Source organism: Halalkalicoccus tibetensis, from assembly GCF_037996645.1.
GTDB lineage: Archaea > Halobacteriota > Halobacteria > Halobacteriales > Halalkalicoccaceae > Halalkalicoccus > Halalkalicoccus tibetensis.
Genome location: NZ_JBBMXV010000004.1, coordinates 317,456 through 336,326 on the forward strand (window position 1 = coordinate 317,456; position 18,871 = coordinate 336,326).

Here is an 18,871-nt window from a genome sequence, read left to right on the forward strand (position 1 = left end):
CAATGAGCCACGACGGGATCGTCCTCGACGTCGACGGGACGCTGATCCGGGGCAGCGAGCCGATCCCGGGGGCGATCGACGCGGTCGATCGCCTCCGCGAGGCCGGCCTCCGGCCGGCGTTCGTCTCGAACAACCCGATCCAGACCCGACAGGCCTACGCCGACCGCCTCTCGAGTTACGGCTTCTCGCTGGATCGCTCGGAGCTGATCACCGCGGGCTCGGTCACCGCCGAGGTGCTCGCGCGCGAACACGGCTCCAAGCGGCTCTACGTCGTCGGCGAGGACGGGCTGCGCGAGCAGCTCCGGGCGGCCGATCTCGAGCTGGTCGAGGACCACGCGAACGCCGACGTGCTGGTCGCCTCGATCGACCGCGGGTTCTCCTACGACGAGCTGACCAACGCGCTGTGGACGCTGTCTGACCCCGATGTCCGGTTCGTCGGCACCGACCCCGACCGGACGATCCCCACCGAAACGCGGGAGGTGCCGGGCTCGGGCGCGATCATCAACGCCATCGTGGGGGTCGCGGGCCGCGAGCCCGACGCGATGATGGGAAAGCCCGCCCCGAGCGCGGTCGAGACGATCGAGCGGACCCTCGGGGCCGACGCCGAGGACTGCCTGATCGTCGGCGACCGCCTCGACACCGACATCGCGATGGGCGAGCGCGCGGGCATGACCACCGTTCTGGTGCGGACGGGCGTCACCGACGAGCACGCACTCGCGGCATCGGAGCTCGATCCCGATCACGTGCTCGACTCGGTCGCCGATCTCGATTCGGTCCTCTAAACCCCGCCCGCGACGACCAGCGAGGCGGTCGCGGCGGCGACGCCGGCCGCAAGCAGCAGGTAGTTCGCGATCGGATTCTTCGCGCGCACGACGTTCGCCGAGTAGCGCCACCGCGAGAACGGCCAGAGGGGGCGGATCCCCATCGGCGTGATCGAGTCCGCCGCCAGATGCGAGAGCACCGCGAGCGTCCCGATCCCGAAGGCGAACGCGCCCATCATCACCGGCGAGACGCCGTCGACCGCCCTGCCGAAGGCGATACCTGCGGCCCCCAGCATCGCGCCGAGCACGAGCGCGAAGACGATCGAGTGGGTCGGGCCGCGATGGGCGATAAAGGGGAGCTGATGGTCGCAGTCGGGCAGCGTCGCGAGCGCGATCATCCCGACGCCCCCGAAGACGGCCAGCTCGTCGAGGCCCGCGAGCAGGAGGGCGAGGCCGATCGGCGAGTACACCAGCAACGCGGCGCCGATGTGACCCGTCTTGTACATGAACTGGCTTTGTAACAGGGGCTATATTACTCTATCACTCCGCGCGAGGCGGGAGACCAGTAGCGTTAGGGCGGCTCCGGCCGAAGCGACGACAATGGCTCTCGAATCGGTCGTCGACCTGCTCGGGCCGTTTCTCATCCCCGTCGTCCTGTTCGTCCTCGGCGCGATCGGCTACGGCGTTCTGGTCGCCCTCGGCCGGCGCGGCTGGCTGTAGCCCGCAGTTACCCGGCGGTAATGCCCCCGGTAAAGTATCGGTTATCTTAGACTTATGTGTGGTTGCGGTCTCCGATACAGTGTGGAAGACATGCCACGACAACCATCCGCGGACGAGACGGAACTGAGCAGCAACTGGACACGACGGACGTTCGTCGCCGCCCTCGGCGCGACGGGCATTGCGGCCGCAGCGGGCAGCGCACAGGCCAACGACGACGACATCGTCGCCGAGATCGACGCCGCCAGCGACGGGAGCGTCGACCTGCGGGCGTTCGACGAGGTGCTCGGCCGCCTCGAGGACGCCGCCGACGCCCTCGAGTTCCCGGCCCGCCGGGTCGGTTCGACCCCCCGGGGCTCGCACCACACCCACACCCACTGGGGGATCCACTTCGAGACCGACCGCGCGATCCACCTAGGCGAGGCGACCGTCGACGCCGGCGAGTCGGGGACGTTCACGGCGGTCGTCGGCGAGTACGACGGCAGCTCGTTCGACCCGGTCCACGAACGCGACGTCAGCGTCGACTCGGGAGTCAACACGATCGACCTCGACATGGCGCTGGAACCCGGCGAGTACCTCCTGACCCGCGACGGCAGCTTCCCGCTGCGGCGCACCGAGTGGTCGGGCTGGGAGAGCCAGAGCCGCGACGGCCTCGAACTCCACGGCGGCGGCCACCCCGAGTTCAGCGACAACCGCTTCTGGTACTACTACTTCGACCTGAACGTCGCGGCACACGAAGACGCCCACCTCTGAACGATGACGGAGTACTTCACCAACGAACGAATCCTCGAATGCCTCGAGGGCCGCGAGATCGCCGGCGGCGAGGGCCACCGATCGGACATCGGCCTCGCTGACGCCGACGCCATCGTCGAGAGCCGCTCGGAGTTCTTCTCCGCGGTCGGCTCCTCGGCCGACGTCATCGGGATCCCCGGCAACGTCCGGATCGACCTCTCGGGCCGTGACTTCACCCTCTCGGGCCAGACGATCGTCTCGGATCGCGGCGTCGACGGCTCGGCCGGCGCCCTGCTGTACACGACCGACCACGGCAGCGACTCGCCCGCGTGGGACGGCGGCTCCTCGGGACGGGGCGTCATCACGATGCGCGGCGGCTCACGCATTTCAGGAATTCGGTACCGCGGCCCGTACCACGACCACTACGACGACCCGGAGTACCCGGGCTACATCCCGCTCGATTCGGGCAACGCGAGCGAGCGCCGCCGTAAGCGTGCGGCGCGCTACGCCCGCGGCATGCGGATCCTCTCGAGCGACGCCGAGGTCGACAACTGCGAGCTCTACGGCTGGCCCAACCAGGCCATCGCCATCGGCTCCTCCTCGACGGTCGTCTCGCCGCACGTCCACCACGTCTACGGCCACGACTGCATGATGGTCGGCGCCGGCTACGTGATCGACGTGTTCAACGGCCACCCGACCATCGAGATGAGCTACTTCAACGCGACGCGCCATTCGGTCAACGGCTTCGGCCACACCGAGTGTGGCTACACCCTCGAGGACTGCGTGTTCGGCCCCTCGACGGTCTCGCACGCGGTCGACATGCACTGTCTCGCCGAGAACGGCCACGGGAACGACCTCACCGCGGGCGACCGCGTCGAGGTCCGACGATGCACGTTCGCGTTCAGCCACAACATCGACGGGCAGAACGCTCAAGCGATCGCGTTCCGGGGCTACCCCGAGGACGAGTACGTCACCGAGGACAACCGGTTCGTCCACCCGACCGACGGCGACGGCAGCGTCGAGAACGTCGCGAACTCGGGCTATGAGCCCGTCCCCTACCGACAGGTCAACGTCGGCAGCGGCTGGCACGACTGGTCGTTCTCGGGCAACCAGTACGGCCTCGGCGCACCCCAGCGGTCGGGCATCGGCGCGCCGGCCAACCTCGACGACCCGATGGACGGCAAACCACTCGTCGACGCCGACCGCCGCCGCGGCCTCCGGACCGCGCTCGAACCGCTCGAATAGCCCGCTTTCGACGATACGTAGGCATGTGACGTGCGCTCTCCCCGCTGACCCGATCGGCCCTCCACCGACGGATATCGATTTCTCCTTCGATTCTCGATTCGCTGAGCGACGGGGTTTATTCGATCTCCCGCCGAGCACGCCGTATGGCATCCGACGACTCCACCCCCGCGATGACCCGGTTTCCGGTCCCCGAACACGACGAGCTGCCCGAGGACCTCAGAGAACGCATCGACGAGGAGACCGAGCGTGCCGGCTTCACCCCGAACGTCTTCTCGGCGTACGCCTACCGCCCCGCGCAGTTCCGGGCGTTCTTCGCCTACTACGACGCGCTGGTCGAGGACGCCGAATTGGAGAGAGAGGAGATCGAGATGATCGTCGTCGCCGTCTCGGGAGTAAACCACTGCTACTACTGTAATGTCGCTCACGGCGCGCTCGTACGCATCTACGGCGAGAACCCCGAGCTCGCCGACCAGTTGGTGGCGAACTATCGTACGGCGGAGATCGGCGAGAAACACCGCCGAATGCTGGACCTTGCGGTCAAACTCACTGAGTCGATGGAAGAAGTCGAGGAGGCGGACTTCGAGCGCCTGCGGGAGGTCGGCTACAGCGAGAAAGCGATCTGGGACATCGGCTCCGTCACCGCGTTTTTCAACCTCTCCAACCGAATGGCCCACCTCGCGGACATGCGCCCGAACGAGGAGTTCCACACGATGGGGCGCTAAGTCGCGACCTCGTAACCGGCCCCCTCGACCGCCGCTCGAAGCTCCTCGTCGTCGGCCTCGCCCTCGACGCTGACGGTGCCGGCCTCGTGGTCGGCGCTCGCGCCCTCGACGTTCGAGAGTTCGTTCAGCGAATCGACGACGGTGCTCTCACAGCCCTCGCAGCTCATCCCGTCCACCCGGATAGTCCGTGCCATATCGGACGTAGCCGTTCCGGTCGTTTCAGGGTTCTGCCTTCGAACCCGTCGTTCGTATGTCGAATTGCTACGGATTCGAAACCGGACTCGCCGGAGCGCTTTTGCGAACGCCGACCCAACCGGATGCCATGAGTACGCTCGATGGGATCGACCTGCGGATCCTCCGGCTTCTCAGTGAGAACGCCCGCCGACCCTACAGCGAGATCGGCGAGCGGGTCGACCTCTCGGCGCCCGCGGTCTCCGATCGCGTCTCGAAGCTCCAGGACCACGGGATCATCAGGCGCTTCACGCTCGACATCGATCGCTCGCAGCTGCGCGAGGGGACGCCCGTGCTCGCGACGCTCTCGATGGCGCCGGGCGCTGTTGAGGGGGTTCGAGACGCGCTCTCGGGGGTCGAGGGGGTCGAGAACGTGTTCACCACCGCCGGCAGTCGGGTCGTCCTCACCGCCCACGCGCCGACGACCGACGTCGGCGGATGGCTGTTCGAGCACGTCGATCCCGAGGCGGTACGCGACCTCGACGTCGAGCTCCTGACCGGCTCCGATCGAACGGCCCGGATCGGGGGCGAGGCGGCCTTTTCGGTGTCCTGCGTCCTGTGTGAGAACGAGGTGGGCGCCGACGGCGTCTCGCGGCGGATCGACGGCGAACTCAAGCAGTTCTGCTGTTCCTCCTGCGAACAGCTCTACGTCGAGAAGTACGAGACGCTCGCCGAAGGCGCCGATTGACTTTCGAATCGACAGTCGAGAACGGAGTTCGCTTTCGCTTTCGAGGAACAAAGGGGATGAACGACGCACCCCTCTCTAGAGACAGGTGAGTACAGTGAGAACACAACTGGAGGTCTCGGGGATGTCGTGTGCGACCTGCTCGGGCTCCATCGAGGACGCGGTCGGAGAACTCGACGGGGTCTCCGAGGTGGACGCGAACTTCGCGACCGACGAGGCGAGCGTCGAGTACGACCCTTCCACTACGTCCCTCGCCGAGATCTACGCGGCCATCGAGGAGGCGGGCTACGATCCCGTACGCGCCTCCAGGACGATCGAGATCGGCGGGATGTCGTGTGCGACCTGCGCCTCGGCCAACGAGGAGGCCATCGAATCGGTTCCCGGGGTCCTCGCGGCCGACGTCAACTTCGCCTCGGACGAGGCCCGCGTCGAGTACGCCCCCGGCGCGACCGATATCGAGTCGGTCTACGACGCGATCGAGGACGCCGGCTACGAGCCCGTTCGCGACGGGGAGTCCCAGGGAGCCGCCCGCGAGAGCGCCGCCGAACGCGAGCGCGAGAAACAGCGCCGGCTCGTGCTGTTCGGCGGGGCGCTGACCGCGCCGTTCCTGCTGGTGATGGCCGACATGCTCGGATTCGGGGTGCTGCCCGAGACCCTGTTCGGCGTTTCCGTGGGCTGGGTCGAGTTCGTCCTCGCGACGCTGCTGATGGCCACCCTCGGCCGGGAGTTCCTCGAGGGGGCCTGGCGCGCGTTCTCGAAGAACCGCCGGGCGAACATGGACACGCTGGTCGCGATGGGCACCTCCGTGGGCTACGTCTACTCGACGGCCGTTCTCGCGGGCGCGATCACCGGCGGGCTCTACTTCGAGGCCGTCGCGTTCATCCTCTGGTTCATCACGCTGGGCAACTGGCTGGAGGCCCGCTCGAAGACCCAAGCCAGCGACGCGCTCCGGAAGCTGCTGGAGATGGAGGCCGAGGAGGCCACGGTCGTCGATGGGAACGAGGAGCGGACGGTCCCGCTGACGGAGGTCGCGGTCGGCGACCTGATGAAGGTCCGCCCCGGCGAGCGCGTGCCCACCGACGGCGTCGTCCGGGAGGGGTCGAGCGCGGTCGACGAGTCGATGGTCACCGGCGAGTCGGTGCCCGTCGAGAAAAGCGAGGGCGACGAGGTGATCGGCTCGACGATCAACGAGAACGGCGTTCTGTTCGTGGAGGCGACGAAAGTGGGTTCGGACACCGCGATCCAGGGGATCGTCGAGCGGGTCAAGGAGGCCCAGTCGCGCCAGCCCGACATCCAGCGGCTGGTCGACGAGGTGAGCGCGTACTTCGTCCCCGCGGTGATCGCGAACGCCGTCGTCTGGGCGGTCCTGTGGACGATCTTCCCGAGCCAGCTGTTCGCGTTCGTCGAGTGGCTGCCGCTGTGGGAGCCCGTCGGCGGCGGGCCGGTGGCCGGGGGCGTCCCCCTCGTGGAGTTCTCGATGATCGTGCTCGCGAGCGCGTTGCTGATCGCCTGTCCCTGCGCGCTGGGGCTCGCGACGCCCGCGGCGACAATGGTCGGCTCGACGATCTCGGCCACGAACGGCGTGCTGTTCAAGGGCGGCGACGTCCTCGAGAAGGCCCGCGGGATCGACGCGGTCGTCTTCGACAAGACCGGTACGCTGACCCACGGCGAGATGGAGCTCACCGACGTCGTTCCCGTCGAGGAGGCCCGGAGCGACGGGGGCGAGGCGATCGGCGATGGGGGGGTCCTCGCGGAGCGGATCGGCGAGGAGGCGGTCCTCGCTGCCGCCGCGGGCGCCGAGTCGGGCTCCGAACACCCGCTCGCCCGGGCGATCGTCGAGGGAGCCCGCGAGCGCGGGCTGGAGCCCGACGACGCCGAGGAGTTCGAGAATGTCCCCGGCCACGGGGTCCGCGCGACGGTCGGGGGACGCGAGGTGCTCGTCGGCAACCGCAAGCTGATGGGCGACGAGGGGATCGACCCCGCGCCCGCCGAGGAAACGATGGAACGGCTCGAACGCGACGGCAAGACCGCGATGCTGGTCGCGCGCGAGGGCGAGCTGCTGGGCGTGATCGCGACCGCCGACACGGTGCGCGAGAGCGCGAAACGCACCGTCGCCGAGCTACGGGAGCGGGGCCTCGACGTCGTGATGCTCACCGGCGACAACGAGCGCACCGCCCGCGCGGTCGCCCGCGAGGTCGGGATCGAGGAGGTGCGTTCGGAGGTGTTGCCCGGCGACAAGGCCGACGCGGTCGACGCGCTGCAGTCCGGAGGTGAGGGAACCCTCGGTTCGCGATCCACGTCGGAGCCCCGGTCCGACGGTGGTCGGCGCGCGATGATGGTCGGCGACGGCGTCAACGACGCGCCCGCGCTCACGGCGGCCCACATCGGGGTCGCGGTCGGCTCGGGCACCGACGTCGCCATCGAGTCCGCGGACGTCACGCTGATGCGCGACGACCCCGCGGACGTGCTGAAGGCGATCCGGATCTCCGAGGCGACGATCAGCAAGGTCCACCAGAACCTCTTCTGGGCGTTCGTCTACAACGCGACGCTGATCCCGATCGCCTCGCTGGGCCTGCTCAACCCGGCGCTCGCGGGCCTGGCGATGGCGGGCTCCTCGGTCTCGGTGATGGCCAACAGCCTCGCCTTCCGGAACTACGACCCCCACGAGGACTACCGGCTCCTCGGGCGATTCCGGTAGCGGTTCCTGTTCGATACGTATCAGTAAACACAAGACTTACTTCGGCGGCTCGACGAAGCCCGAACGCTGGGAGATCGCAGATTGAGGCCATAGACAACCTGCATTGGCGTGACACACCACGACCATCCCAGCATTGCCGCGGACGGACGGGACGGTGCGAACCGTCCTTCTCTACTCCCGACGATACGTTCATGCTACTGCCTAGCGTATTCCAACCGATAGCCCATGATGCCACAATCGACCCGGTCGGACGGATGGAAGCTTCGCGAGTTGGAGCGGCAACTCGCCGCCCAACGGTGCCGTCTCGACCGGTTCGAGCGGGTCGGGCGCCAGCTCATGGCCGCCCCCGCCCTCGAATACGAGTGGCGGTGCGACCACTGTCGGTCGGGCTGGATCGTCCACGACGGCGACGAGCTGCGCTGTACGGGCTGTGGCTACCTCCAGTATCTCTGAATCCTCACTCGCCGAGCTCGGCGACCTCGCTCTCGCCGGAGTCGGCGTCGATGTGAACGTTGAGCTGCGTTCCCTCGTGGTCGGCCTGGACGATCCAGGTCGAGGTCTCCTGGTGGGCATCCCCGACCGAGGCGCCCTCGTAGCCCGCTTCGTTCAGTGCCTCTTCGGCCACCGCGGTCGCCTCGTCGGCGTTGTCTACGGACATGGATCGAGGTAGGGCGCCCGTGTTCATAAACGGTCGTGGCGGGGCTATTTGACGCTGGATCACGAACCGGGTGCCGATGGCCTATACGAAGGTCGATTACACGGACGTCGAACCGGTCGCCGACGGCTTGTACTTCCTGCGCGATGCGCTCGACTGCGAGAACCTCGGGGTGTCGGTCCTCGAGTGCGAGCCGGGCTGGACCGGTAAGGAACACGACCACGCCGACGACGGCGAGGAGGAGGTCTACCTGCTCGTCGAGGGCGAGGCAACGGTCGTGATCGAGGGCGAGGAGGTCCCGATGGAGGGTGGCGACGCCGTCAGGGTCCCTGCGGAGGCCACCCGCCGCATCGAGAACGGCGACGCCGAGAGCCGGTTCGTCCTCGCCGGCGCGCCCTGAGTGATTCGGTAGCATACACCGCTTTCGGGGCGGTTTCAGGCCCCTTTTGGCCGCTCGGCACGTACTTCGAAGCTGAGATGCAATCCGATCCGTCCCTCGATCGCCGCACCGTCCTCCGAGCAGCCGGCGCGCTCGTCGCGGTCGGCGGGCTCGCGGGCTGTACTGACGACGCCGGCGGTGGGGGAAGCGACGAGCCCGACTACGAGACGGTCCCTGACGACGAGGAGCCCGACTACGAGGGGTGGCTCGATTCGGCAGAGACGTACGACGGCACCGCCGACTACCGCGGGGAGGAGGAGGTCACCGTCCTGGTCGGCACCGGGAGCCAGGGCTACTCGTTCTCGCCGGCGGCGATCATGGTCGATCCCGGGACCGAGGTGGTCTGGGAGTGGACCGGCCAGGGCGGCGGCCACAACGTCGAGGAGGAGGACGGCGAGTACGAGAGCCCGATCGAGTCCGAGGAGGGCCACACCTTCGAGCACACCTTCGAGGAGCCGGAGGTCTCGCTCTACACCTGCATCCCCCACGACCAGCAGGGGATGCGCGGCGCGGTCGCGGTCGAGGAATGAGCGGAAACCGCGAGCGTTTTACTGGATAGCCGAGTAGGCCGGGCGTGGAGAACGTAACCGACCGGACCAGCAACCCCTTCGGGATGCGCCCCTCCTGTGAATCCCGGTGTTCCGAGGGGACCGAGGCGGTCTTCGGCTACGGCGACGCCAACGCCGATTTCCACGTCATCGGCGACCATCCCGGGGTCCACGGGGGAGGCGAGACTGGCGTTCCGTTCACCGGTTCGCGGGCCGGCGAGGCGGTCCAGCGGGCGCTGTTCGAGACGGGCTTTCTCGACGAGCGGTACGCCGACGAGCCCGCGATCGAGGACTGCTTTCTGAGCTACCTCCACATGTGCTGTCCGCCCGCGGGCCGCGAGCCGACCCCCGGAGAGTACGCCGACATGGAGCGGTTTTTCGACGCCGAGCTGCGCGCGATCGCCGCCCACGTCCTGCTGCCGGTCGGCGAGCGCGCGCTGGAGCAGGTCCTCGCGAACTACACCGCGCAGGTCAGGCGTATCGAGGTCGACATGGAGGCGCTCCACGCGACGGAGATCCGCGGCAGCGGCTTTCTGGTCGTCCCGATCCGCGAGCCCGTCGACTGGGAGGAGGGCGACGGCCAGCGCCTGATCGACTCGCTGGCGGCGATCCGGGGCAGCGACTACCGCCGGACCGCGGACCTGAGCCGGTTTCTGGGTAGCGATGAGCTGTATTTCGTGCGCTAGGGATGACCATCGGTAGTTCCTTTTCCCTCCGCGGCGAGGCCCGCGTATGGTCACTGCCACCGTCTGGAACGAGTTCCGTCACGAGCGCGAGGACGACGCCGTCCGCGAACAGTACCCCGACGGGATCCACGAAGCGATCGCCGAATTCCTCTCCGACCACGGGTTCGACACCCGCACCGCGACGCTCGACGAGCCCGAACACGGGCTCACCGAGGAGGTCCTCGCCGAGACGGACGTGCTCCTGTGGTGGGGCCACGCCGCCCACGACGAGGTGAGTGAGGAGATCGTCGACCGGGTTCAGGAGCGCGTCCTCGACGGGATGGGGCTGATCGTCCTGCATTCGGCGCACTACTCGAAGGTGTTCAAACGGCTCATGGGCACCTCCTGTTCGCTCAAGTGGCGCGAGGCGGGCGAACGCGAACGGCTGTGGGCCGTCGAGCCGAGCCACCCCATCACGGACGGCATCGACGAGTACATCGAGCTCCCCGAGGCCGAGATGTACGGCGAGCGCTTCGACGTCCCCGCTCCCGAGACGCTCGTGTTCTCCTCGTGGTTCGAGGGGGGCAACGTCTTCCGCTCGGGCTGTTGTTATCGTCGGGGCTCCGGGAAGGTGTTCTACTTCCGGCCGGGCCACGAGACCTACCCGATCTACCGCCAGCCCGAGATCCAGCGGGTGATCGGGAACGCCGTCGAGTGGGCCGCGCCGAGCGAGGGGCCCGATCCCGCGTACGGCGAGCGCGACCCGCTCGAACCCCTCGACTAGTCGCCCGCGGCGGGATTGCCCCCTAACCGCCCGATCGTCGCCAGCCGAATCGCGTGGGGCCAACCGAGCGGCGTCGCGCTGTCGGGTGTGCCGTCGTCGAAGAACTGCTCGGGGAGGTACGCACCCCGACAGAGCGCGCCCTCGGGCGCGATCAGCGAGAACAGCTCCCGGGCGCGTTCGTCCGCCCGCGCCGCACCCTCCTCCCGGCCGTACTCCGCGAGCAGGTCCGCGAGGGACGCGTTGGCGTGGGCCCCCCACGCCGTCGAGACCGTCCAGACCTTCTCCGCGCCCTGCTCGCGGGTCCGCCAGTCGTCGCCCTCGTAGCGGATCAGCCCGGCGATCGAGTCGGGATCGCGATACAGCCCCTCACAGAGCGTCTCGGCGTGGGTCGCGAGGCGGTCCAGCCGTTCGTCGTCGACCGTAGCGACCTCCGCGTAGGCCTCGTGAGCGCCCACCAGCGCCAGCGCGCTCGAATCGAGCCGGTCGTCCAGCTCGCCCCCGCGCAGGCGGAGGGCGTAGGCGCCGCGCTCGGCCGACCAGAGCTCGTCGATCGCCCCGTAGACCCGTGCCGCCTGCTCCGCGGCGCGGTCGGTAACGGAGCCGTCGAGCGGGGCGCGCGCCAGCGCCGCGTAGGCCTCGAGGAAGGTCGCCGCCGTGTTCGAAAAGCGCCCCTCCATGTCCTCCCAGGCGTTCTGACAGGGCTCGGGCAGGCCGTCCTCGGCGAGCGAGTCGTCGAGGCCCTCAAGTGCAGCCCCGAGGGTGTCCCGGATCTCGTCCGCGAGCTCCGGCGAGACCTCGCCCTCGCGGAGATACGCCGCGAGGAAGGCGACGACGCTGCCGGTCTGGTCGGCCTGATAGGCCGTGCCGTCGCCCGCTTCGAGCCGGCCGTTCGCCCAGCCGGGTGCGAGCGAACCGTCGAACGACCAGACGCGGTGGGGCCAGGTGCCGTCCTCGCGCTGGGTCCGGCAGAAGAACCGCGCGCTCGCGGCGTGGCGCTCCGAGAGGTCGATCCCCAGACCCTCGTCGGCCTCGAGCAGGAACGAGGAGACCTCGCCGTCGTCGCGGAACCAGGTGTAGCCGTAGCCACCCGAATAGGCCGAATAGGGGTCGAACTCCGGGCCGGCGATCCGCGCGCCCGTCGGCGCCGAGAGCAAGTCGAGCACCCGCAGGTCGTCGGCGACCGAACCGGGCAGCCCCTCGATACCGGGGCGCGAGCCGGCGACCTGCTTTTCGGCCGATTCACGGAGCTCCTCGGGCGAACCGTGGCTCTCGAGGAACGCCGAGAGGGTCTCGAGCGCCGCCTTCCGATCGGTCTCCTCCCGGTCCGTCAGTAGGGTCCCGACCGTCGTGCCGTTCCCGAGGGGCGCGCGGGCGAGCGCCGTCCCGCCCAGTCGGTCGTTCTCGTAGCGGTCGTCCCCGTCGAGTTCGCGGGGCGCCTCGCCCCGCAGCACCGCGTCGAACGCGATCGGCGGGCGGGTCCCGTACTCCCCCGCCGCGGCGCCGAGGTAGTCGTGTTCGCGACGGTGGTAGACCTCGACAGCGTCCTCGTGGACGAGCTTGCCGAGCCGCGAGTCGCGGCCCTCGGGCGCGAACGTCGCGAGCGCGTGGAGCGAGAGCCCCTCGCCGTCCTCGCACTCGACGTGGGTGAGGTGGGCGCGTCCGACCGTGAGGTCGTACTTGGTCACCTCGAAGCCCGCCCCCGAGAGGCGCGTCTCGACGAGCGCCGTGTCGCCGACGTACCCCTGCGAGAGCGTCTCGAGTTCGTCGAACCACGTGATCCCGTCGTCGTGACCGATCCCGAAGGTCGCCCGATCGAGCCCCGAGAGCGGCGCGAGCGAGTCGGTGTGGTCCCGGAGCGCCCCGTCGGGGGCGACGTGGACGAGCCGGTCGTCGAGGCCCGAGAACAACCCTTCAGTGGTACGACGTTCCCCCGGGAATCGCGTCGGGTGGCCCTCGTTGGCGAGGTAGTCCGCGAGCGCGGCGCGAAGCGTCATTAGGCGGCTACAGCCGGCCGGGCAGGATAAAGGCCGCGTGTCTCTTCAGAGCAACAGCGGGACGCCGAAGGCGACCAGCAGGCCGACGACGAGGACGGCGAAGCCGATGCCGACCTGCCGCATCGAGTAGGGGCTCTGGGGAGCGGTCGTGCGTTCCGCGAGCGGCGTCTTCGTCTCGGTCTCCTTCTCGGGGGCGCTGACGGCGGCCTCCTGGGCGCCGGGGTCCTCGTCGGTCATGCCGGACGCGTCCTCGCCGGTGGCGTCGACTCGCCCCTCGGCCTCTGCCTCCTCGCTGGGAACGTGGTCGTCGTCGCTCATACGCCACGTTCGTTCCGCGTGGCTCTTAAACGCACCCATCGCCGGTCGAAACGCTCAACCCGGTATCGCGCGAAGCCTCGGCAACGAATGCTTACGATGTGTTACTAATATGTTTCAGGAACCATCGTAAAAGAAAGCAAGATAGATTACTATGAACGTCCCAGAAGCATAAATTGATAGAAAAGCATTAGATAAAATTTGTCTAACAGGAAATTCTAATGACGAGTAAATAGTTGCCTGCAAGTATAATTCGATTCCTAGGGTTATCATCGCAATAGTGAATCCAGTAAGGATTACAATAGTTATATACGATAGACTACAATATCGTTCAATAGTTGACGATATGTGGAAAATGGATATAAATGAGATATAGAAAATAACGAGAAACACCGCACCAGAGATGAACTGTATCCATGCATCTAAAAACCTCGCAATAACTATAGAAAGAATGGAAATAACTATTCCATTAAAAAATACTAATAAAACACAAGGAAAAATATTACTCTTTTGAGGAAACAATACTGGCACACCTCGAAATTCCTGATATCTCCGCCTATAAATTCTGTTTATCAGATACCCAATTGAAAGAAATATTGAAAGGCTTGAAAGAACTCCGACATCAATGGCGAGATCTAAGTAGTCAGCAGGTAGTTCTACGGGGAGAGTACCGAGATAGACCGATATAGCCCCAAAAATGCCAAAAATAGCGAATAGATGCGAATATTCTTCTAAAAAGTTATTCGCAAATTCCAAAAAATCATCTGTATTTGATGCTGCTTCAGACATACATTTTGTAATGTAGATTCTGACACTTGTGTCTCTCGCTTCTGAATATCTTATTGTTTACTCGGGAGGCCAGTCATCTTTAAGGTCAAAATCATCATTCAAAACTAGGACCAGCGTTGAAAGGATCGTTAATGGAATTGCAGCTATTGGCCAGATATAAAACGTAAATTCATAATACGATTCTAGATCAGATATGAGATAAAACGTAATAATTCCTATATAGCAGTCAGCGATTAGAGTGTACCAGCGAGGTATTTCGATATCAGCAGCAAGATGTGGCATCCTCTGTACAAAAAGAAGAGTAGCGACACCTTCTAATCCAATTGCAATGGCTACTGCAACCTCAGAATCGCGCGGTAGAATTAGCACTAACACGATACAAACCACCATTACATGAAGTGCGTATGAACTATAGTAGATCTCCCACATCCGTTTCAAACGACTTCTAACCATCAACAAGTATAGCAGCAGTCTCAGTGTATTTATTTTAGGATTGTTTCTCGGTACTTTCATCCAGTATGCTTATCCGAAACCCTCTCTACCCTGCTACCGATAATGAGAACTAGAATGAGAAATTTTGTGAGAGTATGACACTAACCAAACGCATCATCCCCTGCATCGACGTCGACGTCGACGAGGACGGCAACGCGGCGGTCTATACCGGCGTCAACTTCGAGGACCTCGAGTACACCGGCGACCCAGTCGAGATGGCGAAGGCCTACAACGAGTCGGGCGCCGACGAGTTCGTCTTCCTCGACATCACCGCGAGCGCCGACGGCCGCGAGACCATGCTCGACACCGTCTCGCGGGTCGCCGACGAGGTGTTCATCCCGCTGACCGTCGGCGGCGGGATCAGGGAGAAGGCAGACATCAAGGAGACGCTCAGGGCCGGCGCGGACAAGGTCTCGATCAACACCGGCGCGCTCGAACGCCCCGAGCTAATCACCGAAGGGGCCCGGGCCTTCGGCAGCCAGTGCATCGTCATCAGCGTCGACTCGAAGCGCCGCTTCGACGAGCAGGGCGAACACTACGCCCAGGTCGACGGCGAGTCCTGCTGGTTCGAGTGCACCGTCAAGGGCGGGCGCGAGGGCACCGGCATCGACGTCGTCGAGTGGGCCGCGGAGGCCGAATCCCGCGGCGCCGGCGAGCTGTTCGTCAACTCCATCGACACCGACGGCACGAAGTCGGGCTACGACCTGCCCGTCACCCGCGCGGTCTGTGAGGCCGTCTCGACGCCGGTGATCGCCTCCTCGGGCGCCGGCGGGCCCGAACACATGCACGAGGTCTTCGAGGAGGCGGGCGCCGACGCCGCGCTCGCGGCCTCGATCTTCCACTTTGGCGAGTACTCCATCGAGGAGGTCAAGGAGTACCTCGCGGAGCGCGACGTCCCGATCCGGTTCTGAACCGCCCCTCGAATCCCGTTTTTCCTTCTTCCGCTCCCCGTAGCCACCCCTCCCCGAGCCTGATTAGCAATCTAGAAATCAATAGTAACAAGAACTATTAAACCTCGAATCCATAGTAATAACCATGGTAACGATCACGGCGGACGACCCGCTCGACGTGGCGGTCGTCGGCGCCGGTCCGGCGGGGATCGGCGTCGGCGTGGCTCTGGAGAAGCTCGAGCTCGACGTCCGGATCCTCGATCGGGAGTCGATCGGCGCGTCGTTTCGAGACTGGCCCGACGAGATGCGACTGCTCACGCCGTCGTTTCCGGGCGGGTTCGGTCGGACCGACCTGAACGCCGTCACCCCCCACACGTCGCCGGCATTTGCGCTCGACCGCGAACACCCCACCGGCGAGGAGTACGCGCAGTACCTGGAGGGGGTCGCGGAGTTCCACGACCTCCCCGTCGAGACGGGGGTCGAGGTCGAGTCCGTCGAGCCGATGGCCGAGCGCCGCAAGCGCCCCGAGGCCGTCGCGGTCGACGGCGGGACCGGGGGGTTCGCCCTCGAGACGAGCGAGGGGCCGATCCACAGCCGGTTCGTCGTCTGGGCGGCCGGCGAGTTCGGCTCGCCCCGCCGGGAGCCGTTTCCCGGCGCCGAAGGCTGTGTCCACACCGCCGACGTGGGGTCGTGGGAGGAGTATGCCGACCGCGGCGAGGAGTTCCTCGTGGTCGGCGGCTACGAGAGCGGGATCGACGCCGCGGCCGGCCTCGTCGACGAGGGCGCCCGGGTGACGGTACTCGATGGCGGCGCGCCGTGGGGGCTTCGCCACCCCGACCCGAGCGAGGCGCTCTCGCCGTACACCAACGAACGCCTCGAAGGGGCGCTCGAGACGGGGCGGCTCACCCTGGTCCATGGGGCGCGGGTCGAGCGCGCCACGGAGAAGGGCTCGGGGTACCGGGTCGACGTCGCTCCCCAGGAACTCGATTTCGACGCCGAGCCGGCGACCGACGCGATCCGGGACCCCGATCGGGAGTACCGGGTGGAAACGCCCCCGCTGCTCGCGACCGGGTTCGAGCCGACGCTCGGGCCCGTGAGGGATCGGTTCCCCAGCGAGGAGGGGTCGGTCGAACTCACCGACCGCGACGAATCGCCGGAGGTGCCGGGGCTGTTCCTCGCGGGCCCGGCGGTCGCCCACAACGGGGTCGAGTTCTGCTTCATCTACAAGTATCGGACGCGCTTCGCGGTGGTCGCCGAGACGATCGGCGAGCGTCTGGATATCGACACCGACCCGCTCGAGGTCTACCGGGAGGAGGGGATGTTCATGGAGGACCTCGAGTGCTGCGAGCCGGAGCTCTGTGACTGCTGACCGTGGGCGGCGAGACCGTGGTCGCCGTCGGGGCCGAGAGCGTCGGCAAGTCGACGCTGGTCGGCGCGCTGACCGGCGGGGCGCCGAAGAGCGGCAACGTCGGGGGCACGACGACCGCCGCCGAACGCTACGAGGGCAACGGCCTGACGGTCGTCGACACCCCGGGGGTCGTCCTCTCGGGGGACCTCGACAGCGCTGGCGAGACCCTCGACGCGCTCGATGAGGCCGACGCCGTCCTGCTGGTGGTCAGCGCGCCTGACCTCGACGACCAGCTCGCCCGGCTGCTCCCCCTAGTCGCGGGCCGCCGTGGCGCGGTCGCGGTGACCTTCTGGGACAAGGTGGGCGACGAGGCGGCCGGGCGGGAAGCCCTCGCGGAGCTCGAAGAGGAGACCGGCGTGCCGTTCGTCCCCGTCGACGCCAGGGAGCTCGACGACCCGGCGCTCGCGACCGACGGGGGTGCGCCCTGCGGGGAGCTCCGTACGGCCCTTTCGAACCCGACCGAGCTCCCCGGCGGCGTCCGGACCCGGATCGGCTGGGGGATCGAGCCGCCCGAACGGGTCTTCGAACGGCCGATAGCCGGCCCGCTCGTCGCGCTCGCCCTCCTCCTCCTGCCCGCGGCCCTCGCGGTCGCGTTCGCGAACACGGCCGCCGGCTGGCTCGACCCCGTCGTCGAGGCGGCGTTCGCGCCCGCGGTCGCGGCGGCCGAGGGACTCCCGTCGCCGCTTGCTGCCGTTCTCGCCGGCCGGTTCGGGCTGCTCTCGATGGGACCCTTCCTGCTGGTCTGGGCCGGACCGACCGTCGTGCTGTTCGCGTTCGTCCTCGGGGCCTACACCGCGAGCGGGCTGGCCAACAGGGTCACGCTGGCGCTGCACCCGCTGACGCGCCGGGTCGGGCTCACCGGCCGGGACCTCGTCCGGGTGGTGATGGGCTTCGGCTGTAACGTCCCCGCGGTGACGAACACCCGCGGCTGTAGCGCCTGCACCCGCTGTACGACGATCTCGGCGATCTCCTTCGGCGCGGCCTGCTCGTATCAGCTGCCCGCGACCCTCGCCGTCTTCGCCGCCGCGGGGATGCCGTGGCTCGTCGGGCCCTACCTGCTGGTGCTCGCCGTCTCCACACTGGCGTACGTCCGGCTGATCGCGCCCGCGGCGGCCCGCCACGCCGAGCCCCTCTCGGACAGGGCGTTCCTCCAGTGGCCGACCCGCCGCGGGCTCTGGCGCGAGGCCCGGGGGACGCTCTCGTCGTTCGCCCGCACCGCGATGCCGGTGTTCGTCGCGATCACGCTCGTCGCGTCGGCCCTCGACCACGGCGGCGTCCTCGAACGCGTCGGGAGCGCACTCGAGCCCGCGATGGCCCTCTTCGGGCTCCCTGGGGAGGCCGCGGTGCTGGTGGTGTTCTCCTCGGTCCGCAAGGACGGGATCGCGCTGTTTGCCGCCGAGGGCGTGGCGGCGTCGCTCACCCCCGTCGAGGTGCTGACGGCGGTCTACCTCGCGGGTGTGCTGTTACCGTGTCTCGTGACGGCGCTGACGGTCGCCAGGGAGGTCTCGGCCCGGTTCGTCGCGGGGATGCTCGCCCGGCAGGCCGCAGCCGCCTGTGCCTTCGCCGCCGCAATCGCCCACGGCGGTGCGTTGCTGCTCGATCTGCTCTAACTCAGGCTGCCGCCGAGGCGTCGCGGAACGCGTCGCGGAAGGAGTCGGTGGTCTCTTGGATCTCCGCCGCGGCCTCGCCGATCGCGTCGAGCGGGTCGACGCCCTCCTCGGTCGTGACGGTGAGCACGGGGTTCGTCTGGCCGCCCGACTGCTCGGGGTTGACGTCGTAGGTCGCTGCCGTGACGCCGTCGGCCTCGAGCAGCGCGCCCTTGAGGACGTTCATGAACGTGTGGTCCTCGCCGGCGATCTCAAGCTCCAGCTCCCGGTCCTCGCGGGTGAGCACGCGTAGTTCCATGCGGTACGGTTGGCCTGTGGCGTGTTTCAAGGCTTCGAAAGCCCTCGGAACGGACTGGCGTCCGTTCCTCGCCCTTTTCATTTCCACCAGGCCGCATTGCGAGCAGTTCGGGTCCGAACTGCTCGCTCAGGGTACCAGCCTTTCCCCGCCTTCCTCGCGCGGGCGGCGTGAGTGCCGCCCGCGCTCACGGAACACT

General features: G+C 67.1%; 22 protein-coding genes. 14 read left to right on the top strand and 8 right to left on the bottom strand.

Annotation, left to right across the window (positions count from 1 at the left end):
* Nucleotides 1-2 precede the first annotated feature (2 nt).
* Nucleotides 3-782, top strand: coding sequence for an HAD-IIA family hydrolase (locus WOA58_RS14515; RefSeq protein ID WP_340604979.1), 780 nt, complete (start codon nucleotides 3-5; stop codon nucleotides 780-782).
* Here WOA58_RS14515 and WOA58_RS14520 read toward each other — a convergent pair.
* Complete coding sequence (locus WOA58_RS14520) at nucleotides 779-1,267, bottom strand: metal-dependent hydrolase (protein ID WP_340604980.1); 489 nt, start codon at nucleotides 1,265-1,267, stop codon at nucleotides 779-781. The genes WOA58_RS14515 and WOA58_RS14520 overlap by 4 nt on opposite strands.
* Before the next feature lie 304 nt (nucleotides 1,268-1,571).
* Between WOA58_RS14520 and WOA58_RS14525 the strand changes: the two genes are divergently transcribed.
* From WOA58_RS14525 to WOA58_RS14535, 3 genes are all read left to right on the top strand, one after another.
* The gene (locus tag WOA58_RS14525; RefSeq protein ID WP_340604981.1) at nucleotides 1,572-2,231 is read left to right on the top strand and encodes a hypothetical protein; all 660 of its coding nucleotides are present in this window, start codon (nucleotides 1,572-1,574) and stop codon (nucleotides 2,229-2,231) included.
* A gap of 3 nt (nucleotides 2,232-2,234) precedes the next feature.
* Nucleotides 2,235-3,455, top strand: coding sequence for a hypothetical protein (locus WOA58_RS14530; protein WP_340604982.1), 1,221 nt, complete (start codon nucleotides 2,235-2,237; stop codon nucleotides 3,453-3,455).
* 143 nt (nucleotides 3,456-3,598) lie between these two features.
* On the top strand, nucleotides 3,599-4,177 hold the full coding sequence (locus WOA58_RS14535) for a peroxidase-related enzyme (RefSeq protein ID WP_340604983.1): 579 nt from the start codon (nucleotides 3,599-3,601) through the stop codon (nucleotides 4,175-4,177).
* Here WOA58_RS14535 and WOA58_RS14540 read toward each other — a convergent pair.
* Complete coding sequence (locus WOA58_RS14540; protein ID WP_340604984.1) at nucleotides 4,174-4,371, bottom strand: heavy-metal-associated domain-containing protein; 198 nt, start codon at nucleotides 4,369-4,371, stop codon at nucleotides 4,174-4,176. The two genes, WOA58_RS14535 and WOA58_RS14540, sit on opposite strands and share 4 nt — an antisense overlap.
* Before the next feature lie 128 nt (nucleotides 4,372-4,499).
* On the opposite strand from WOA58_RS14540, the gene WOA58_RS14545 reads away from it, so the two are divergent.
* The 3 genes from WOA58_RS14545 (at nucleotide 4,500) to WOA58_RS14555 (ending at nucleotide 8,244) form a co-directional block, all read left to right on the top strand.
* Nucleotides 4,500-5,096: an Lrp/AsnC family transcriptional regulator gene (locus tag WOA58_RS14545; protein ID WP_340604985.1), complete on the top strand. Its 597-nt coding sequence runs from the start codon at nucleotides 4,500-4,502 to the stop codon at nucleotides 5,094-5,096.
* Between the two features lie 85 nt (nucleotides 5,097-5,181).
* Nucleotides 5,182-7,791, top strand: a complete 2,610-nt coding sequence (locus WOA58_RS14550; RefSeq protein ID WP_340604986.1) for a heavy metal translocating P-type ATPase — start codon at nucleotides 5,182-5,184, stop codon at nucleotides 7,789-7,791.
* A gap of 228 nt (nucleotides 7,792-8,019) precedes the next feature.
* Nucleotides 8,020-8,244 (top strand): hypothetical protein, encoded by a 225-nt coding sequence (locus WOA58_RS14555; protein WP_340604987.1) that lies wholly within the window; start codon nucleotides 8,020-8,022, stop codon nucleotides 8,242-8,244.
* A 4-nt stretch (nucleotides 8,245-8,248) separates the two neighbouring features.
* Here WOA58_RS14555 and WOA58_RS14560 read toward each other — a convergent pair whose 3' ends face one another.
* Complete coding sequence (locus WOA58_RS14560) at nucleotides 8,249-8,449, bottom strand: hypothetical protein (RefSeq protein WP_340604988.1); 201 nt, start codon at nucleotides 8,447-8,449, stop codon at nucleotides 8,249-8,251.
* A gap of 76 nt (nucleotides 8,450-8,525) precedes the next feature.
* Between WOA58_RS14560 and WOA58_RS14565 the strand changes: the two genes are divergently transcribed.
* From WOA58_RS14565 to WOA58_RS14580, 4 genes are all read left to right on the top strand, one after another.
* Entirely contained in the window at nucleotides 8,526-8,846 is a 321-nt protein-coding gene (locus tag WOA58_RS14565; protein WP_340604989.1) for a cupin domain-containing protein, read from the top strand.
* Between the two features lie 77 nt (nucleotides 8,847-8,923).
* Nucleotides 8,924-9,415, top strand: coding sequence for a halocyanin domain-containing protein (locus WOA58_RS14570; RefSeq protein ID WP_340604990.1), 492 nt, complete (start codon nucleotides 8,924-8,926; stop codon nucleotides 9,413-9,415).
* Nucleotides 9,416-9,459: 44 nt separating this feature from the next.
* The gene (locus WOA58_RS14575; RefSeq protein WP_340604991.1) at nucleotides 9,460-10,119 is read left to right on the top strand and encodes a uracil-DNA glycosylase family protein; all 660 of its coding nucleotides are present in this window, start codon (nucleotides 9,460-9,462) and stop codon (nucleotides 10,117-10,119) included.
* Between the two features lie 46 nt (nucleotides 10,120-10,165).
* A complete protein-coding gene (locus tag WOA58_RS14580) occupies nucleotides 10,166-10,882 on the top strand; it encodes a ThuA domain-containing protein (protein ID WP_340604992.1) in 717 nt (238 codons plus the stop codon).
* Here WOA58_RS14580 and WOA58_RS14585 read toward each other — a convergent pair.
* From WOA58_RS14585 to WOA58_RS14600, 4 genes are all read right to left on the bottom strand, one after another.
* Complete coding sequence (locus WOA58_RS14585; protein ID WP_340604993.1) at nucleotides 10,879-12,876, bottom strand: glycoside hydrolase family 15 protein; 1,998 nt, start codon at nucleotides 12,874-12,876, stop codon at nucleotides 10,879-10,881. The two genes, WOA58_RS14580 and WOA58_RS14585, sit on opposite strands and share 4 nt — an antisense overlap.
* Nucleotides 12,877-12,921: 45 nt before the next feature.
* A complete protein-coding gene (locus WOA58_RS14590) occupies nucleotides 12,922-13,194 on the bottom strand; it encodes a DUF7550 family protein (RefSeq protein WP_340604994.1) in 273 nt (90 codons plus the stop codon).
* 114 nt (nucleotides 13,195-13,308) lie between these two features.
* Nucleotides 13,309-13,980: a hypothetical protein gene (locus WOA58_RS14595; protein ID WP_340604995.1), complete on the bottom strand. Its 672-nt coding sequence runs from the start codon at nucleotides 13,978-13,980 to the stop codon at nucleotides 13,309-13,311.
* A gap of 57 nt (nucleotides 13,981-14,037) precedes the next feature.
* Nucleotides 14,038-14,409: a hypothetical protein gene (locus tag WOA58_RS14600; RefSeq protein ID WP_340604997.1), complete on the bottom strand. Its 372-nt coding sequence runs from the start codon at nucleotides 14,407-14,409 to the stop codon at nucleotides 14,038-14,040.
* Nucleotides 14,410-14,567: 158 nt separating this feature from the next.
* Here WOA58_RS14600 and hisF point away from each other — a divergent pair, with 158 nt between their 5' ends.
* The 3 genes from hisF to WOA58_RS14615 all read left to right on the top strand — a co-directional run bounded on the left by hisF (nucleotide 14,568) and on the right by WOA58_RS14615 (nucleotide 18,380).
* Nucleotides 14,568-15,383, top strand: a complete 816-nt coding sequence (gene hisF / locus WOA58_RS14605; RefSeq protein WP_340604999.1) for an imidazole glycerol phosphate synthase subunit HisF — start codon at nucleotides 14,568-14,570, stop codon at nucleotides 15,381-15,383.
* A 124-nt stretch (nucleotides 15,384-15,507) separates the two neighbouring features.
* Nucleotides 15,508-16,731, top strand: coding sequence for an NAD(P)/FAD-dependent oxidoreductase (locus WOA58_RS14610; RefSeq protein ID WP_340605000.1), 1,224 nt, complete (start codon nucleotides 15,508-15,510; stop codon nucleotides 16,729-16,731).
* Nucleotides 16,732-16,733: 2 nt separating this feature from the next.
* Complete coding sequence (locus tag WOA58_RS14615) at nucleotides 16,734-18,380, top strand: nucleoside recognition domain-containing protein (RefSeq protein ID WP_340605001.1); 1,647 nt, start codon at nucleotides 16,734-16,736, stop codon at nucleotides 18,378-18,380.
* Between the two features lies 1 nt (nucleotide 18,381).
* Here the strand turns inward: WOA58_RS14615 and WOA58_RS14620 are convergent, their stop codons facing one another.
* Nucleotides 18,382-18,675 carry a DNA-directed RNA polymerase subunit L gene (locus tag WOA58_RS14620; protein ID WP_340605002.1) on the bottom strand — a complete coding sequence of 98 codons (294 nt, stop codon included), beginning with the start codon at nucleotides 18,673-18,675 and terminating at the stop codon, nucleotides 18,382-18,384.
* Between the last annotated feature and the right edge of the window lie 196 nt (nucleotides 18,676-18,871).

Excerpts from the sequence above, each read along its gene's own strand:
- WOA58_RS14515 (WP_340604979.1), top strand. The coding sequence starts at position 3 with ATGAGCCACGACGGGATCGTCCTCGACGTCGACGGGACGCTGATCCGG.
- WOA58_RS14520 (WP_340604980.1), bottom strand. The coding sequence starts at position 1,267 with ATGTACAAGACGGGTCACATCGGCGCCGCGTTGCTGGTGTACTCGCCG.
- WOA58_RS14525 (WP_340604981.1), top strand. The coding sequence starts at position 1,572 with ATGCCACGACAACCATCCGCGGACGAGACGGAACTGAGCAGCAACTGG.
- WOA58_RS14530 (WP_340604982.1), top strand. The coding sequence starts at position 2,235 with ATGACGGAGTACTTCACCAACGAACGAATCCTCGAATGCCTCGAGGGC.
- WOA58_RS14535 (WP_340604983.1), top strand. The coding sequence starts at position 3,599 with ATGGCATCCGACGACTCCACCCCCGCGATGACCCGGTTTCCGGTCCCC.
- WOA58_RS14540 (WP_340604984.1), bottom strand. The coding sequence starts at position 4,371 with ATGGCACGGACTATCCGGGTGGACGGGATGAGCTGCGAGGGCTGTGAG.
- WOA58_RS14545 (WP_340604985.1), top strand. The coding sequence starts at position 4,500 with ATGAGTACGCTCGATGGGATCGACCTGCGGATCCTCCGGCTTCTCAGT.
- WOA58_RS14555 (WP_340604987.1), top strand. The coding sequence starts at position 8,020 with ATGCCACAATCGACCCGGTCGGACGGATGGAAGCTTCGCGAGTTGGAG.
- WOA58_RS14560 (WP_340604988.1), bottom strand. The coding sequence starts at position 8,449 with ATGTCCGTAGACAACGCCGACGAGGCGACCGCGGTGGCCGAAGAGGCA.
- WOA58_RS14565 (WP_340604989.1), top strand. The coding sequence starts at position 8,526 with ATGGCCTATACGAAGGTCGATTACACGGACGTCGAACCGGTCGCCGAC.
- WOA58_RS14570 (WP_340604990.1), top strand. The coding sequence starts at position 8,924 with ATGCAATCCGATCCGTCCCTCGATCGCCGCACCGTCCTCCGAGCAGCC.
- WOA58_RS14580 (WP_340604992.1), top strand. The coding sequence starts at position 10,166 with ATGGTCACTGCCACCGTCTGGAACGAGTTCCGTCACGAGCGCGAGGAC.
- WOA58_RS14585 (WP_340604993.1), bottom strand. The coding sequence starts at position 12,876 with ATGACGCTTCGCGCCGCGCTCGCGGACTACCTCGCCAACGAGGGCCAC.
- WOA58_RS14590 (WP_340604994.1), bottom strand. The coding sequence starts at position 13,194 with ATGAGCGACGACGACCACGTTCCCAGCGAGGAGGCAGAGGCCGAGGGG.
- WOA58_RS14595 (WP_340604995.1), bottom strand. The coding sequence starts at position 13,980 with ATGTCTGAAGCAGCATCAAATACAGATGATTTTTTGGAATTTGCGAAT.
- WOA58_RS14600 (WP_340604997.1), bottom strand. The coding sequence starts at position 14,409 with ATGTGGGAGATCTACTATAGTTCATACGCACTTCATGTAATGGTGGTT.
- hisF (WP_340604999.1), top strand. The coding sequence starts at position 14,568 with ATGACACTAACCAAACGCATCATCCCCTGCATCGACGTCGACGTCGAC.
- WOA58_RS14610 (WP_340605000.1), top strand. The coding sequence starts at position 15,508 with ATGGTAACGATCACGGCGGACGACCCGCTCGACGTGGCGGTCGTCGGC.
- WOA58_RS14620 (WP_340605002.1), bottom strand. The coding sequence starts at position 18,675 with ATGGAACTACGCGTGCTCACCCGCGAGGACCGGGAGCTGGAGCTTGAG.